Source organism: Brucella sp. NBRC 12953 (genome assembly GCF_040369775.1).
GTDB lineage: Bacteria > Pseudomonadota > Alphaproteobacteria > Rhizobiales > Rhizobiaceae > Brucella > Brucella pseudogrignonensis.
Window position 1 is genome coordinate 186,779 of the sequence record NZ_BAABSV010000005.1, and the last position, 15,222, is coordinate 202,000.

The window sequence follows — 15,222 nt, forward strand, 5'->3', positions numbered from 1 at the left end:
CGGATTTCGACTTCTATCAGCGGTAAGGCGAATAGCACTGCTGGCGCGGACCATTATAAGGCTGGAACGTATTGTCCGAAGCGCGATATGATCTGTAACGGTTATAGCACCACTGAACATGGCTATTGCTAGCGCGGTAAACCGGCTGAGGTGCTGGCTGAGCGATTGCACCACCGATGATTGCTCCAGCGCCGAAAGCTGCCAGCGGATACCACCAGCCATCATTATGACGACGATAGCCATGGCGATAGTGGTTATAGCCGCGATGACCATTCCAATAACCTGGACGCGGGCGATGATGGTTCCAACCCGGGCGCGGACCGGGACGGTGCCCATTCCAGCCAGGGCGACCGGGACGATGACCGTTCCAATTGCCATGACCACGACGGTCCCAACGGTCACGCACTTGCATGACGTTATTAGCATCAACAACCTGAGCAGTTGGCAGGACCGGAGCAGCAGAGACAGGCGCCATCGCACCGATCATAAAAGTTGCGCCGACTAAGCCAACCATCATTTTCTTCAAGGTGTTTATCATCTTGTTCTCCAGTTCAACTGCACACATCATTATCGATGCTAGATGAACGTGTGCTGAATGATAGTGAGGAATATATAGCACCCTATACATCTGACAAGTGACTGGCACGATTTAGGGAAAAGCAATCTCGTGAGTTGAGACCTATGTCAGGTTGCTCCCAATCATACTTACGGCGGCTCCAGTTAAGACTGAACCGCAGGAACCGCTGTGAATTTTTTTAAGCATTATCCGACGCAAAACCGGTTCCCACTTTTGCTGGAACTGCTTTAAGTCTCAAATCGATTTTGTTCGCCATGGTTCACATTATCAGTTAGTTTTGCCCGTGACTGATGGGCGTCGTAACAGCGCGTTTATGGTGGGGTTTGTCGTGTCAACTGAGTTGGAAGCATCCAGATTTTATGCTGCAGACATGATTTCCAAAGACGCCGATCCTTTTCTGGCGGCTGTAGAAAATACACCCACACCTATGCTCATCACCAATCCGCAATTTTCCGACAACCCGATTGTCTTTGCGAACAAAGCTTTTTTGCTGCTGACGGGATATTCGACAGATGAGGTGATCGGCCAAAATTGCCGTTTCCTGCAAGGTTCTGGAACCAATCCGGATGATGTGATTGCAATAAAAACAGCAATTGCAGCGGGCACTTCAATCGATATCGACATATTAAACTATAAAAAATCAGGTGAAGCTTTTTGGAACCGGCTGCATATTTCACCAGTCAGAAGCTCTGATGGTGTAATCCAGCATTTCGTTTCCACACAACTCGATGTCACGCTCGAGCTAAAGCGTTTGGTTGAGTTGCAACAAGAGCGTGACACGCTTTCCAGTGAGACCAGACGGCATCAGAACTATCTTGATTACATCGTAAATGCCGCAAATATCGGCTATTGGACCCGCGATCTGAAGACAGGGAGCGTGACCGGTTCTGCTGAGTGCCGCCGGATTTTTGGTTTTAGGGACGACGAACACATCAATTTTGACCAGATTCTTGAGCTGATCGCGCTTGAAGATCGTATGTCAGTGATTCAACAGACCGAAGCTGCTTTTTTAACTGGCGAGCCGTATTCCATGGAATATCGGATCGTAAACAGAACCGGGCAGACGATCTGGGTGGAAACACGAGCCAAAGCGCTGCTCGGCGACAATCCGACATTGCTTGGCGTTATGCTGGATGTGACCGAACGCAAGCAGACCGAAGCTGACAAGGCATTGGTGACGAGGGAAATCTCCCACCGCTTCAAAAACTCTATGGCCATGGTGCAATCCATCGCCAACCAGACTTTACGCAATGCAGACAGTTCCGAACAGGCAAGCCAGCTGTTCAACGAGCGTCTTCATGCGCTCGCCCAGGCACATGACATGCTGTTGCAAGATGACTGGGGTGGCGCAACGATTACGCAGATCGCCAATACGGCATTGGCTCCATTCAACAGAACTTTTGGCAATCGCATCCGCATGAGCGGCCCTTCGCTCTTTGTAAGTGACCGGGTAACGGTCTCGCTTTCTCTCGGTCTCTATGAGCTTACAACAAATGCGGTGAAGTACGGTGCCCTGTCCAATGAGCATGGCAGCATCGATTTCAGCTGGGGTATTGTCGATGATCAGGGCGAAAAGAAATTCCAGATGCGTTGGCTGGAAACCAATGGTCCCTCCGTTACGCGACCTTCACGACGCGGCTTTGGCCAGCGGCTTATCCGACTTGTTCTTGCCGAAGAACTCAAGGCACGCTGCGACATCGACTTTGATCCCACAGGCTTGAAAATCAATGTGCTCGCGCCGATCACGGCCGATGTATTTCCGGGCTTTGATCATAGGATGAGCGCAGGCCCAACGATCACCTGACATCACGCTTTCGCGTAGAGGCATTTTGACATCTGGCGGTAGAGCATAAAAAGCGCCATATGCTGCGATCATGAACGATAGCTCTGCTCTTTTTTCCGAACAATCCGAAGTCACCGCGCAGGAGAAGGAAACGCACTTCTTCCCAGTCATGGCCGACTCACCGCCCGTTGATTGGCTGATATCGGACGGTTTGACGGATTACGACGAAGCGCTCGCTTTTATGGAAGCGCGCGTGGCAGCTATTCGGGAAGGAACGGCGAACGAACTCGTCTGGCTCGTCGAGCATCCATCGCTCTACACGGCTGGCACCAGTGCTCAATCAGCGGACCTGCTGACCCCGGATCGCTTTCCCGTGTTCAACACCGGACGCGGTGGCGAATATACCTATCACGGTCCCGGCCAGCGTGTGGCCTATGTCATGCTCGACCTGAAGCGGCGCCGTGAAGATGTGCGCGCATTTGTGACTGCGCTTGAGCAATGGATTGTCGAAACGCTCGCGCAGTTTAATGTTAAAGGTGAAAGGCGTGCAGATCGCGTTGGCGTCTGGGTTGTCCGTCCGGAAAAGCCGCTGCTTGCCAATGGTGGCATGTGCGAAGACAAGATTGCTGCTATTGGCATCCGTCTGCGCCGTTGGGTGAGCTTCCATGGCATTGCAATCAATGTCGAGCCGGAACTCGAACATTTTGGCGGCATCGTTCCGTGTGGCATTGCTGATTACGGCGTAACAAGCCTCGTCGATCTCGGCCTTCCGGTAACGATGGGCGATGTCGATGTTGCGTTGGGCAGGGCCTTCGAAAACGTCTTTGGACCTCGCCAGCCCAAATAATCAGACGCTCTTCACGCGCCGCTCGCGCATGAAGACATAGAAACCTGATCCCACGATAATCGCGATGCCGAACCATTTGGACGGCGTCGGAAAATCGCCAAACACAATCAAACCGACCAGAACCGCATTGACGATTTCCAGATACTGGAAAGGTGCAAGCATGGATGCCGGTGCGAGTTTGAATGCCTGCACCACGAGCAGATGACTGACCGTACCGATCGTACCCAGCAAAAGCAGAAGCAGCCAAGGCTGCAGGCTATGCGGCAGTGCAAAACTCAAATCTTCAATGCCCAAACCTGTGCCGAATACCATCGCCAGTGCTGCCAGCGCTGCCCCACCGATGCCAGCATAAAACTGCATGACGACCGGGCTTTCCTTAGCGCCATATTTACGGTTCAGGATCAGATAAATCGCAAAAGTTACGGCGGTTGCGAGGGGCAATAAGGAAACCGCACCGAAAATTTCGAAGCTTGGCTGAATAACGATCATTGTTCCGATCAGACCGATACCCACAGCGCTAAAACGACGCCAGCCGACTTTTTCCTTCAGGAAGACGGCCGAAAGCAGCGTTAGGATCAATGGTTCAGCAAAAAATACAGCCATAGCATCTGCCAGAGGCATATATTTGACAGCGGTGAAGAAACACGTTCCGCCAAAGCCCATCAGCGCGCCGCGCACAAGATTGCCGACAAGATGCGTGGTCCGTAAAGACGCGAAACCACTCATGACGATCAGCACGAAAAACATCAGCACTGATTGAATGAAAAAGCGCATGAAGGTGACAGTAGCCGGCGGCATATTATCCATCATGGCAAGCCATTTACCGATGGCATCCATAAGCGGCAGCAGCAGTACCGAGAGGACCATGATCGCCATGCCCTTTACGTGCGCTTCTGTGCCGCCTGCTACCCTGCCCTGCATCTCACTACTCGCAATTTTCTCACTCCCATTGCGCTTACGCGAATGGCCTGCCCGTTTCCATCTTAATTCACGCAAGAAAAACGCCCGGTTTGACTTTCGCCATGTTTCTGGTGCAAATCGGCTTCGCTACGAGCAAAACCATTTGATAACTTCGGGCAAAAGCGGAACGTAAGGCGAACTTTGTTCGCATTGCGGGTATTCCCGTGGCATTATCTGTGTGATTCGCAGCTAACTTTATTTCGTGCCGTTCAGTGGGGGCGGTTCTTTCGGTTTCAGACAGAAAGCTTTTCGGACAAAGATGGACGACAGCAACGATCTCTTTTCCAGAGTAGTCAACAATGCCCGTGAACGGCAGATGGAGCAGCAGCCCAAAAAGGCTCCTGCATCGACGCCTGTTGCGCAAACGGCAACGACACCATCTGCACCAAAGTCAGCCCCTGTTGCAACCAAGGCTCCGCCTGTTTCATCAGGCGCTGATGATTACAACGCCTCCTCCATTCGCGTTCTCGAAGGGCTGGAACCGGTTCGCCTGCGCCCCGGCATGTATATCGGCGGCACCGACGAAAAAGCCCTGCACCACCTCTTCGCGGAAGTCATCGATAACTCGATGGACGAAGCCGTTGCAGGCCATGCCAATTTCATTGAGGTCAATCTCGACGCCGAAGGCTTTCTGACCGTCAGCGATAACGGACGCGGCATTCCGGTTGATGAGCACCCGCAGGTCCCGGGAAAATCGACACTTGAAGTTATCATGACCAAGCTGCACGCAGGCGGTAAGTTCGACGGCAAAGCCTATGAAACATCCGGCGGTCTGCACGGCGTGGGTGTTTCGGTGGTCAACGCACTTTCAGATGTTCTGGAAGTCGAAGTCGCGCGCAATCGCCGCCTTTATCGCCAGCGCTTTTCGCGCGGCATTCCGCAGGGCGGGCTTGAAGATGTCGGCGAAGTCCACAATCGTCGTGGTACGCGCGTTCGCTTTCATCCTGACCCGGATATCTTCGGCAAAACCGCGCAATTCGATCCGCACCGACTTTATCGCATGGCGCGCTCGAAGGCCTATCTGTTTGGCGGCGTAGAAATTCGCTGGAGCTGTGATCCGTCGCTTCTCGACCCGAAGAAGGAAACTCCGGAAAAGGCTGTTTTCCACTTCCCCGGCGGCCTCAAGGATTATCTCTCTGCTTCGCTCGGCAAAGAACATCAGGTGACGCGCGAGATTTTCTCGGGCCGCACTGAAAAGCAGGGTGGGCATGGTGCTGTTGAATGGGCGGTGTCGTGGTATGGTGGTGATGGCTTCGTCAACTCCTATTGTAATACGATCCCGACGGGCGACGGCGGCACGCATGAAGCAGGATTGCGCATTGCATTGACACGTGGCCTCAAGGCCTATGCGGAGCTAACCAACAACAAGCGCGCTTCGATCATCACAACCGATGACGTGATGATTTCGGCGGCCGCTATGCTCTCGGTCTTCATTCGGGAACCGGAATTTGTCGGCCAGACCAAGGACAAGCTTGCGACCGTTGAAGCGCAACGTATCGTGGAAAATGTTATCCGCGATCCGTTCGATCACTGGCTTACAGCTTCACCACAGGAAGCATCCCGCTTGCTCGACTGGGTTGTTGATCGCGCGGAAGAACGCCTGCGTCGTCGTCAGGAAAAGGAAACCGTCCGCAAGAGCGCGACGCGCAAACTGCGCCTTCCGGGCAAGCTTGCAGACTGCACGCAGAATGCTGCAGCAGGTGCAGAACTTTTCATCGTCGAAGGTGACTCGGCTGGCGGCTCCGCCAAGCAGGCACGCAATCGTTCTAATCAGGCGATCCTGCCGCTACGCGGTAAGATTCTGAACGTTGCCAGTGCTGGCCGTGAGAAGCTGACAGCCAACCAGCAGATTGCCGATCTCGTGCAGGCGCTGGGTAGCGGCACGCGCAAGAATTATCGTGAAGACGATCTGCGTTATGATCGCGTCATCGTCATGACCGATGCTGACGTGGATGGTGCGCATATTGCATCGCTGCTCATCACGTTCTTCTATCAGGAAATGCCGGATCTCATCCGCAACGGCCACCTGTATCTGGCAGTCCCGCCGCTGTATCGTCTGAGCCAGGGTGGCAAGGTCGCCTATGCTCGTGACGACGCGCACAAGGACGAGCTGCTTCGCACGATGTTTACCGGACGTGGCAAAATCGAAATCGGCCGCTTCAAAGGCCTTGGCGAAATGCGCGCCGAGCAGTTGAAAGAAACGACTATGGACCCGAAAAAGCGCACGCTTCTTCGTGTTCATGTCGATGAAGATTATATCGATGAAACACGCAGCACTGTTGATGATCTGATGGGTACAAAGCCGGAAGCGCGCTTCCGCTTCATTCAGGATCGTGCCGCTTTTGTGGAAGAACTGGATATTTAAACTTTATCTCTTCCGATCCTGAGCTTGCCGAAAGATCGGAAGAGATTCGAACTTCACCATTCCCCCAATTTTTTAAGGGGAATGGATAATCTTTTGCGGCAAATACTCAATTCTTGACGTCGATGCCAAGCTTGGTTTCGATTTCCTCGGTCGACTCTTTAACGAAGAATGTCAGGTCCGCGCTGAGCGTAACGATACGGGTTCCAGTACCGTAAGCGTTGTATGACAGGACGTGGTTGAAGTTCACTGCAACCCGTTCGCCACTAACATCCGTAAGCATGATCCACATGTGCCCCTCCTCCTGAAAATAGTTGCTATAGAAGAGGATAGGAGCTTTTCTTGAAATGGCAATGCTCGCCTAAAGCTTTACCTGCATTCTGACCTTTTCAACCTTGCTACCAAAACTCTCCGACCATTCTTCGCTGCGGTGATAGGTCTTGAACCCAGCTTTTTCATAAAGCCCGATTGCTGGAGAATTATCGGCATGGGTGCCGATTTCAGCTTCCGCAAAACCATCAAGAACAATCTGCGCCATCAGCGCTCCAAGCAATGCGCCGCCTACGCCCTGACCATGGTGTGCGGGATCAACCCAGAGGTCGGAAATATAGTTTGATTTCGGGACACGAGCGCCCCAACCGTATATTTCGCCGCATCGTTCCGCCAACAAAACACCCTCGGCATTCTCGCGCAAGTCGCGCAGAAATTTGGCCTGGAGTTCGGACCGGCTTTCGTCCGTATACGTAATGTCACGCGCTGCGGTTTGCCATGCGCGAACTGCTAGCTCAGCCATCAAAGCAAATTCGCCGGGCGTTTCTGCCCGGCGAATGAGAGTTTCAGATTTTACCACCATTTCTTTGGGGTAAAGCGTCCGGCTGCCTGCTCAATTGCGCTGGCCGCCTGGAACAAAGTTTCTTCCTCGAAGGGGCGACCGATCAGCTGCAAGCCAAGCGGCAAGCCCTGATCATTCAGTCCCGCAGGAACAGCGATCCCCGGAAGACCCGCCATGTTGAGCGTGATGGTGAAGATGTCATTGAGATACATCTTCACAGGATCGTTTGCGAGTTCCTTGTCGCCAATGCTGAATGCAGCAGAAGGCGTAATCGGCGTCAGAATTGCATCAACACCACTTGCAAAGACATTTTCAAAGTCCTGCTTGATCAGCGTACGGACCTTCTGGGCGCGCAGATAATAAGCGTCGTAATAGCCAGCCGACAGAACGTAGGTTCCAGTCAGAATACGGCGCTTTACTTCCTTGCCAAACCCAGCAGCGCGGCTCTGCTCGTACATATCGGCAATGTCCTTGCCCGGCACGCGCAGACCATAACGCACACCATCGTAACGTGCGAGGTTGGACGAAGCTTCCGCAGGTGCCACAATATAATAGGCAGCAAGCGCATATTTGGTGTGCGGCAGCGAAACATCGACGATTTCTGCACCAGCATCTTTGAGATACTGAATGCCCTTCTGCCAGAGCGCTTCAATTTCGTCTGGCATACCATCGATACGATATTCGTTCGGAATACCGATCTTGAGGCCCTTCAGCGACTTGCCAATAGCTGCTTCGTAATCCGGAACCGGCAGATCAACCGAGGTTGTATCTTTCAGATCAACCGATGCCATAGACTTGAGCAGAATTGCAGCGTCGCGAACATCACGCGCAATCGGACCAGCCTGATCAAGCGAAGACGCATAAGCGACAACACCCCAGCGCGAAACGCGGCCGTATGTTGGCTTGATACCGACGGTGCCGGTAAATGCCGCGGGCTGACGGATCGAGCCGCCCGTGTCAGACGCCGTAGCGCCTGCGCAAAGATGCGCTGCAACCGCTGCCGACGAACCACCAGACGAGCCGCCCGGTACCAGATCAACGTCCGAGCCATTTGCGCGCCATGGGTTTTTCACCGGGCCGTAATAGGAGCTCTCATTGGACGAGCCCATCGCGAATTCGTCCATGTTGAGCTTGCCCAGCATGACAGCGCCATCAGCCCAAAGGTTGGAAGTGACGGTTGATTCATATTCAGGCTTGAAGCCATCAAGAACGTGCGAGCAGGCCTGCGTGTGAACACCCTTCGTCGCAAACAGATCTTTCACGCCAAGCGGAATACCTTCAAGCGCACCAGCTTTGCCTTCGGCAATGCGCGCATCGGAAGCTTTTGCCATTTCGCGCGCCTTTTCAGGCGTTACCGCAACATATGCATTGATCTTGTCGTTGGCGGAATCAATAGCCGCAATATAGGCGTCAGTCAGTTCGGTCGCAGTGAAGACTTTAGCCTTCAGCTTATCGCGCGCTTCGGCAATGGTCAGTGCGGTCAGTTCGCTCATCATCTAATCCTGTAAAGTCATGCCTCAGCAAGGCGCTTTTCAAAAAAGGCGCTGTATTCGGAATCGGGATAATCTAAAACCACTCCGCAGCGCGCAAAACCCGAATTTTCATAAAGCCGCCAGGCACCCTCAAAGCCGGGACCAGTACCCGTTTCAAGGACCAGACGCGAAGCACCCTTGGCTTCTGCCAGTTCGACAATCGCATCGACAAGATGTGAGCCGATACGCTTGCCGCGAACTTCAGGACGCGTGAACATGCGCTTGAGTTCACCCACACCGTTATCGTGCATCTTCAATGCGCCACAGCCAACGGCCTTGCCGTCTTCATCTCGTGCAACGAAAACTGTCGTATCCGGCTTCGCCATCTGTTCAACAGTCATCTTGAACTGGAACTCGATAGGCGACAGCGGCAGCATATGCGCGTTCAATGCTTCAACAAGATCACGCACGTCATCCTGCAATGGGGTCTCGATGGAAACCCGGATAGCCATCGGCTTACTCCACGACCTTTGGCACAACGAAGAAATTGTCTTCGGTCACAGGTGCATTGGCAACAACCGCATTGGCAATATTGCCGTCCGTTACTGCATCTTCGCGCAGGCGCATTTTCATCGGCGAAACCGAGGTCATAGGCTCAACACCTTCAACATCGACTTCGTTCAATTGCTCAACAAAGCCCAGAATTGCATTGAGTTCGCCAGTCATGCGCTCGGCTTCGTCTTCTGTGACGGCGATACGCGCAAGATGCGCAACGCGCTTGACGGTTGAAATATCGACGGACATCCTGTTCTCCGCAATTACATGTTTAGGACGGTACGAAACCGCCCCGAAAAGGTTCTTTTACCGGCTATAACGGTGTGGGTGCGGAAGCGCAACATTTCTTGCGCTTCCATCCATAGTTAGCCAAAATTAGAACGTGTGAACAGTGCCAGCGTCAGCCACCAAAACCTTCGTTTCCTTATGGTCGGACATTGCCGCTACAAACTTGTCTGCCGTCTTTTCAATAAATGGGAACGAGCCGTAATGGCACGGCAGAACGGTTTTGAAATTGAAATAACGCTGGCACGCAAGAGCTGCCACAGCACCGCCCATGGTAAAACGATCGCCCACAGGCACAATGCCGATTTCTGGCTGATGCAGTTCATTGATCAGCGCCATATCAGAGAAAATATCCGTGTCACCCATATGATAAAGTGTCGGCGCATTCTCGAAATGAAATACCAGGCCGTTCGGATTACCCATCGACTGAGTGATGCCGTCTTCTGTCATCAACGCTGAAGAATGCAGCGCGTTAACAAACGTTACGCTGAAACCATCGCGGACAATGGTTCCGCCGGTATTGCCCATGCTGAACTTTTCCAAACCTTTGCGACCCAGCCAGCCGGTGATTTCTGGATTTGCGATAACCGTCGCACCGGTTTCTTTGGCAATCTCAACGGTATCGCCGATATGGTCACCATGACCATGAGTCAGCGCAATATGCGTGGTTCCCTTGGTGGCTTCCTTGAAATCGATGCCCTTGGCACCCGGATTTCCATTGATGAACGGATCAATCAGAATGACGGCCTTATCCGTTTCAACGCGATAGGCTGCATGGCCCAACCAGGTGATTTTCATTGTGTGTCTCCTTGCGGCTCGATTTTCAGTTTTAAAACAGATATTACGGCTCAATTCCATCAGGCAATATGAAGCCTGATCAAAATACTATGAGGACATATGGCCGTCGTTGAGATCGAAGACGTTTTGGAAATTCTGCAACCCGGCCAGACAGTCGCCGGGCTTGATCTTGGCACCAAAACTATTGGCCTTGCGGTTTCCGATCTGGGCCTGTCGTTCTCACATCCCCGTCCGGTTATCAAACGCACCAAGTTCACAATCGATGCACAGGTGCTGCTGAAAGCACTCGAAGCAGACAAGGTCGGCGCCATTATTATTGGCCTGCCGATGAATATGGACGGGTCGGCCGGACCACGCGTTCAGGCAACGCGGGCTTTCGTGCGCACCATGCAGCCACTGACCGACCTGCCCTTCATATTCTGGGACGAGCGCCTGTCCACGGTCGCAGCTGAACGCGCACTGATCGGCATGGATGTTTCACGCGGCAAGCGGGCCGAACGCATCGATTCGGCCGCAGCTTCCTTTATTCTACAAGGCGCACTGGACCGCCTGCACATGCTGCGCTCATCGCACGCCGATGACAGCGATTACGACGCCGGATAAAGCTGATCGAGTATCCGGTTGGCATTATGACGTGCATCCAACATGCCATAGGTCGAGCGCCACTGCCCACCAAGTCGTGTTTCGATGAAGGCATCGGCCACATCATCCGCGCCAAGATTGCGCAGTTCGGCAGCAGCGGCCGCATAGGCAAGTTGCTCCGTCAGAAGACGCGCAACGCCCTGATCGGTTTCGGTCAGCTGCAATGCCGCCTGCAACACATCAATCGTACCCTGACCACGCACGCCCAGCTGTCCGCTGATCCAGTCGAGAACTTCGTCGAACAGCGAAGGTGCGCGTGAGAGCACGCGCGCCACGTCGAGCGCCATGACATTGCCCGAGCCTTCCCAGATCGCATTGACCGGCGCTTCTCGATAGGCGCGTGCGAGATTGCCGTCCTCGATGTATCCATTGCCACCGAGGCACTCCATCGCTTCATAAAGCAATGCCGGTGCGATTTTGCAGACCCAATATTTGACAACTGGCGTCATGCATCGCGCGAAAGCAGCTTCCGCGCGATCACTTGCAGCCATGTCAAAGGCACGAGCCAGACGCATGGAAAGTGCGGTCGCACCTGCAACATCCAGCGCCATATCGGCGAGAACGCGGCTCATCAGCGGCTGTTCGATCAGCTTTTGCCCACCTACCTCGCGATGACGTGCATGATGAACGGCCTCGGCCAGCCCCGAGCGCATCAGGCCAGCGGAGGCAACAGCGCAATCAAGTCGCGTCAGCGTGACCATATCCATAATGGTTTTGACGCCTTCGCCGGGATTTCCGACCAGATGACCGATAGCGCCGTCGAACTCGACTTCGGATGAAGCATTGGACTTGTTTCCGAGCTTGTCCTTCAAACGCTGGAAGAAGAAGCCATTTCCAGCCGCCTCATTGGTCAGGCGCGGCAGCAGGAAGCAGGAAAGCCCCTCTTCCGCCTGTGCCAGCACCAGAAAAGCATCCGACATCGGCGCAGACATGAACCACTTATGGCCGCTGATCGTATAGGTGCCATCTTCATTGCGTTCTGCGCGGGTAGTATTGGCGCGAACATCCGTACCACCCTGCTTCTCGGTCATACCCATACCAAGCGTAATCCCCTGCTTCTGCAAGGCGGGCTTTTGCGAGGAATCATATTTGCGCGACAGAATCTGCGGCGACCATTCCTTGTAAAGATCAGGCGAAGCCATCACTGCTGCGAGCGAAGCATTGGTCATGGTCAGCGGGCAGAGATGGCCTGCCTCAAGCTGTGCGGTGAGGAAGAAACGCGCGGCGCGCGCCTGATGGCGACGTCCGGCTTCAGCTGGATTAGCTTCCCATATCGAGCAATGAAGGCCCTGCGCAATCGAACGGCGCATCAGCGCATGGTAAGCTGGGTGATATTCCACCAGATCAACACGGCGTCCCTGACGATCATGCGTCCGCAGCTTTGGCAATTCGGTATTGGCGAGACGTGCAAGATCCTGGGCTTCCGCCGACATGACAAAACGCCCGGTATTCTCGAGGTCAGTATGCAGTTCTTTCGGGAAACGCGCTGCGATCTGAATCAGAAGCGGATCGCCCAGATATGCATTCGTACCCGTCATAGACGGGGTCTGGTTGGTGACTTCGTGCGTTTTCACAGGCTTATCCGTTCGGCTTTGTTCAACTCAAAATCAGCTTGCGAGCCGATTGAGGCGCGCAGAGCTGACATTCTATGCGTTCTTGCATTGTAATTTACTAACATTTTCCAACAGCTCACCGCTTTATGCCCAAAGAATACAGGTTTTTCTTTGTGAATCTGCCAAAGCCATTATAAGGGCGGTTGCGGTCCAGCTTTCACGGCTCTATACGGGTGACTTGCCATGACAAATCAAACGGTCTCACCGATTTTCCCTCATCGCCACCTGCTTGGCATCAAGGGGCTATCGCCCCTGGACATTAATTGTCTTCTCGATCTTGCGGATCAGGAAGTGGCTGTCTCCAGACAGTCCGAGAAGAAAAAGTCCGTGCTGCGCGGTCGCACTCAGATCAACCTCTTCTTTGAAGCATCGACGCGAACGCAATCATCGTTCGAGCTCGCCGGAAAACGGCTGGGCGCGGACGTGATGAACATGTCGGTCGGTAACTCGTCGGTCAAGAAGGGCGAAACGCTCATTGACACTGCGATGACGCTGAACGCCATGCAGCCAGACATTCTGGTCATACGCCATGCGTCTGCCGGTGCTGCGGCGCTCCTTGCGCAAAAAGTCGGCTGTGCAGTCGTCAATGCTGGCGACGGTGCTCACGAGCACCCGACACAGGCGCTGCTCGACGCGCTGACCATCCGCCGCGCAAAGGGCGACATCGGAAACCTAATCGTTGCCATTTGCGGCGATGTGCTTCACTCGCGCGTTGCGCGCTCCAACATTCTGCTGCTCAATGCACTTGGCGCACGCGTTCGCGTTGTCGCCCCTTCGACCCTGCTGCCTTCCGGCATCGCCGACATGAGTGTTGAAGTTTACAACACCATGGAAGAAGGCCTGAAAGACGCCGATGTCGTGATGATGCTGCGCCTCCAGCGTGAGCGCATGGCCGGCTCCTTCGTACCGTCGGTGCGTGAATATTTCCGCTTCTACGGTCTTGACAAGGAAAAGCTGAAGCTTGCCCGACCTGATGCACTGGTCATGCATCCCGGCCCCATGAATCGTGGCGTCGAGATTGCATCCGATGTAGCGGACGGCCCCCAGAGCATGATCCAGCAACAGGTGGAAATGGGCGTCGCTGTGCGTATGGCGGTTATGGAAGCCCTGCTCGATCCGCGTCGCGCAGAAGCCGCAGGAGAACGTGCATGAGTGCGATCCTTTTTGAAAATGCCCGCATCATCGATCCGTCTCGCGGACTGGATGAAGTCGGAAGCCTGCTGATCAAAGACGACAAGATTGTCGCCAGCGGTGCCGACTTCCGCAATCAAGGCGCGCCTGAAGGTGCTGAAATCATCGACCTCAACGGCATGACTATTCTGCCGGGTCTGGTCGATTCCCGCGTTTTCATCGGCGAGCCCGGTGCTGAACACCGCGAAACCATCGCATCGGCCAGTCAGGCCGCAGCAGCTGGCGGTGTAACCTCCATCATCATGATGCCGGATACCGATCCGGTTATCGATGATGTGGCGCTGGTCGAGTTCGTGAAGCGCACTGCGCGCGACACGGCTATCGTCAATGTGCATCCCGCCGCTGCCATTACCAAGGGCCTGCATGGCGAGGAAATGACGGAAATCGGCCTGCTTCGCGATGCAGGTGCGGTTGCCTTCACTGAAGGGCGCAACACCCTCACCAATACACAATTGATGCGCCGTGCTCTGACTTATGCGCGCGACTTTGATGCCGTGATTGCCTGTGAAACCCGTGATCCGTATCTCGGTGCCAATGGCGTCATGAATGAAGGCCTCTTCGCAAGCTGGCTCGGTCTTTCGGGTAGCCCGCGCGAAGCGGAAGTCATTCCACTGGAGCGTGATCTGCGCTTGGCTGCTCTCACCCGCAGCAAATACCACGCAGCACAGCTTTCCTGTGCCATGTCAGCCGACGCGCTCAAGCGCTCAAAAGACCTTGGCACCAACGTAACGGCAGGCGTTTCTATCAATCACCTGTCGCTCAACGAAAACGACATCGGCGAGTTCCGCACCTTCTTCCGTCTGTCGCCGCCTCTGCGCAGCGAGGAAGACCGTCTGGCAATGGTTGAAGCCGTCAAGAACGGCACAATCGACATTGTCGTTTCTGCACACGATCCGCAGGATGTGGACACCAAGCGCTTGCCTTTTGCCGATGCAGAAGCTGGTGCAATTGGCCTGGAAACGCTGTTGGCTGCAGCCCTTCGACTTCATCACAACGACAGCATTCCGCTGCTTCGTCTGGTTGAAGTACTCTCGACTGCGCCTGCGCGCATCTTCGGACTGGATGCAGGCACTCTGAAGCCCGGTGCCAAGGCTGATCTTGCTATTGTCGATCTGGATGAGCCATGGGTGGTTCGTGAGCAAGACCTGCATTCACGCTCAAAGAACAGCTGCTTTGAAGGTGCCCGCTTCCAAGGCCGCGTCAACCGCACTATAGTCGGCGGCAAGACAGTTTATTCGGCTTAACATTTTCAGAAAAGCCGTCTTGCTTTTGGGCGGCTTTTCTTCTCAAGTAATTTGAATAAAG

15 protein-coding genes are annotated in these 15,222 nt (G+C 54.1%); 6 read left to right on the forward strand and 9 right to left on the reverse strand.

Going from position 1 to position 15,222, the window contains the following annotated elements; all coding sequences use genetic code 11:
• Window positions 1–16: 16 nt before the first annotated feature.
• Entirely contained in the window at window positions 17–538 is a 522-nt protein-coding gene (locus tag ABWV94_RS13895; protein ID WP_007878670.1) for a BA14K family protein, read from the reverse strand.
• Window positions 539–947: 409 nt separating this feature from the next.
• On the opposite strand from ABWV94_RS13895, the gene ABWV94_RS13900 reads away from it, so the two are divergent.
• Window positions 948–2,381, forward strand: coding sequence for an HWE histidine kinase domain-containing protein (locus ABWV94_RS13900; RefSeq protein WP_113499284.1), 1,434 nt, complete (start codon window positions 948–950; stop codon window positions 2,379–2,381).
• A 148-nt stretch (window positions 2,382–2,529) separates the two neighbouring features.
• Entirely contained in the window at window positions 2,530–3,207 is a 678-nt protein-coding gene (gene lipB, locus ABWV94_RS13905; RefSeq protein ID WP_353414099.1) for a lipoyl(octanoyl) transferase LipB, read from the forward strand.
• Here lipB and ABWV94_RS13910 read toward each other — a convergent pair whose 3' ends face one another.
• Window positions 3,208–4,128, reverse strand: a complete 921-nt coding sequence (locus ABWV94_RS13910; protein ID WP_113499148.1) for a DMT family transporter — start codon at window positions 4,126–4,128, stop codon at window positions 3,208–3,210.
• Between the two features lie 298 nt (window positions 4,129–4,426).
• On the opposite strand from ABWV94_RS13910, the gene parE reads away from it, so the two are divergent.
• Window positions 4,427–6,532: a DNA topoisomerase IV subunit B gene (parE, locus tag ABWV94_RS13915; RefSeq protein ID WP_113499146.1), complete on the forward strand. Its 2,106-nt coding sequence runs from the start codon at window positions 4,427–4,429 to the stop codon at window positions 6,530–6,532.
• 106 nt (window positions 6,533–6,638) lie between these two features.
• Here parE and ABWV94_RS13920 read toward each other — a convergent pair whose 3' ends face one another.
• The 6 genes from ABWV94_RS13920 to ABWV94_RS13945 form a co-directional block, all read right to left on the reverse strand.
• Complete coding sequence (locus tag ABWV94_RS13920; RefSeq protein ID WP_007878664.1) at window positions 6,639–6,821, reverse strand: hypothetical protein; 183 nt, start codon at window positions 6,819–6,821, stop codon at window positions 6,639–6,641.
• Between the two features lie 69 nt (window positions 6,822–6,890).
• On the reverse strand, window positions 6,891–7,322 hold the full coding sequence (locus ABWV94_RS13925) for a GNAT family N-acetyltransferase (protein WP_353413937.1): 432 nt from the start codon (window positions 7,320–7,322) through the stop codon (window positions 6,891–6,893).
• A 50-nt stretch (window positions 7,323–7,372) separates the two neighbouring features.
• Entirely contained in the window at window positions 7,373–8,854 is a 1,482-nt protein-coding gene (gene gatA, locus ABWV94_RS13930; RefSeq protein ID WP_113499282.1) for an Asp-tRNA(Asn)/Glu-tRNA(Gln) amidotransferase subunit GatA, read from the reverse strand.
• 17 nt (window positions 8,855–8,871) lie between these two features.
• Window positions 8,872–9,345: a GNAT family N-acetyltransferase gene (locus ABWV94_RS13935; RefSeq protein ID WP_113499142.1), complete on the reverse strand. Its 474-nt coding sequence runs from the start codon at window positions 9,343–9,345 to the stop codon at window positions 8,872–8,874.
• A 4-nt stretch (window positions 9,346–9,349) separates the two neighbouring features.
• Window positions 9,350–9,637, reverse strand: a complete 288-nt coding sequence (gene gatC, locus ABWV94_RS13940; protein WP_113499140.1) for an Asp-tRNA(Asn)/Glu-tRNA(Gln) amidotransferase subunit GatC — start codon at window positions 9,635–9,637, stop codon at window positions 9,350–9,352.
• Between the two features lie 126 nt (window positions 9,638–9,763).
• Entirely contained in the window at window positions 9,764–10,471 is a 708-nt protein-coding gene (locus ABWV94_RS13945) for a metal-dependent hydrolase (protein ID WP_007878658.1), read from the reverse strand.
• Between the two features lie 99 nt (window positions 10,472–10,570).
• Here ABWV94_RS13945 and ruvX point away from each other — a divergent pair, with 99 nt between their 5' ends.
• Complete coding sequence (ruvX, locus tag ABWV94_RS13950) at window positions 10,571–11,074, forward strand: Holliday junction resolvase RuvX (RefSeq protein WP_113499138.1); 504 nt, start codon at window positions 10,571–10,573, stop codon at window positions 11,072–11,074.
• On the opposite strand, the gene ABWV94_RS13955 is transcribed toward ruvX, so the two are convergent.
• The gene (locus ABWV94_RS13955) at window positions 11,059–12,687 is read right to left on the reverse strand and encodes an acyl-CoA dehydrogenase family protein (protein ID WP_007878656.1); all 1,629 of its coding nucleotides are present in this window, start codon (window positions 12,685–12,687) and stop codon (window positions 11,059–11,061) included. The two genes, ruvX and ABWV94_RS13955, sit on opposite strands and share 16 nt — an antisense overlap.
• 222 nt (window positions 12,688–12,909) lie before the next feature.
• On the opposite strand from ABWV94_RS13955, the gene ABWV94_RS13960 reads away from it, so the two are divergent.
• Together ABWV94_RS13960 and ABWV94_RS13965 are read left to right on the forward strand one after the other, a co-directional pair.
• Window positions 12,910–13,878 (forward strand): aspartate carbamoyltransferase catalytic subunit, encoded by a 969-nt coding sequence (locus ABWV94_RS13960; protein ID WP_007878655.1) that lies wholly within the window; start codon window positions 12,910–12,912, stop codon window positions 13,876–13,878.
• On the forward strand, window positions 13,875–15,161 hold the full coding sequence (locus ABWV94_RS13965; RefSeq protein WP_113499134.1) for a dihydroorotase: 1,287 nt from the start codon (window positions 13,875–13,877) through the stop codon (window positions 15,159–15,161). The genes ABWV94_RS13960 and ABWV94_RS13965 overlap by 4 nt, the downstream gene beginning before the upstream one ends.
• Window positions 15,162–15,222 lie beyond the last annotated feature (61 nt).

Bases quoted from the DNA above. Each gene is read 5' to 3' on its own strand.
- ABWV94_RS13895 (WP_007878670.1), bottom strand. From the start codon at position 538: ATGATAAACACCTTGAAGAAAATGATGGTTGGCTTAGTCGGCGCAACT.
- ABWV94_RS13900 (WP_113499284.1), top strand. From the start codon at position 948: ATGATTTCCAAAGACGCCGATCCTTTTCTGGCGGCTGTAGAAAATACA.
- lipB (WP_353414099.1), top strand. From the start codon at position 2,530: ATGGCCGACTCACCGCCCGTTGATTGGCTGATATCGGACGGTTTGACG.
- ABWV94_RS13910 (WP_113499148.1), bottom strand. From the start codon at position 4,128: ATGCAGGGCAGGGTAGCAGGCGGCACAGAAGCGCACGTAAAGGGCATG.
- parE (WP_113499146.1), top strand. From the start codon at position 4,427: ATGGACGACAGCAACGATCTCTTTTCCAGAGTAGTCAACAATGCCCGT.
- ABWV94_RS13920 (WP_007878664.1), bottom strand. From the start codon at position 6,821: ATGTGGATCATGCTTACGGATGTTAGTGGCGAACGGGTTGCAGTGAAC.
- ABWV94_RS13925 (WP_353413937.1), bottom strand. From the start codon at position 7,322: ATGGCTGAGCTAGCAGTTCGCGCATGGCAAACCGCAGCGCGTGACATT.
- gatA (WP_113499282.1), bottom strand. From the start codon at position 8,854: ATGAGCGAACTGACCGCACTGACCATTGCCGAAGCGCGCGATAAGCTG.
- ABWV94_RS13935 (WP_113499142.1), bottom strand. From the start codon at position 9,345: ATGGCTATCCGGGTTTCCATCGAGACCCCATTGCAGGATGACGTGCGT.
- gatC (WP_113499140.1), bottom strand. From the start codon at position 9,637: ATGTCCGTCGATATTTCAACCGTCAAGCGCGTTGCGCATCTTGCGCGT.
- ABWV94_RS13945 (WP_007878658.1), bottom strand. From the start codon at position 10,471: ATGAAAATCACCTGGTTGGGCCATGCAGCCTATCGCGTTGAAACGGAT.
- ruvX (WP_113499138.1), top strand. From the start codon at position 10,571: ATGGCCGTCGTTGAGATCGAAGACGTTTTGGAAATTCTGCAACCCGGC.
- ABWV94_RS13960 (WP_007878655.1), top strand. From the start codon at position 12,910: ATGACAAATCAAACGGTCTCACCGATTTTCCCTCATCGCCACCTGCTT.
- ABWV94_RS13965 (WP_113499134.1), top strand. From the start codon at position 13,875: ATGAGTGCGATCCTTTTTGAAAATGCCCGCATCATCGATCCGTCTCGC.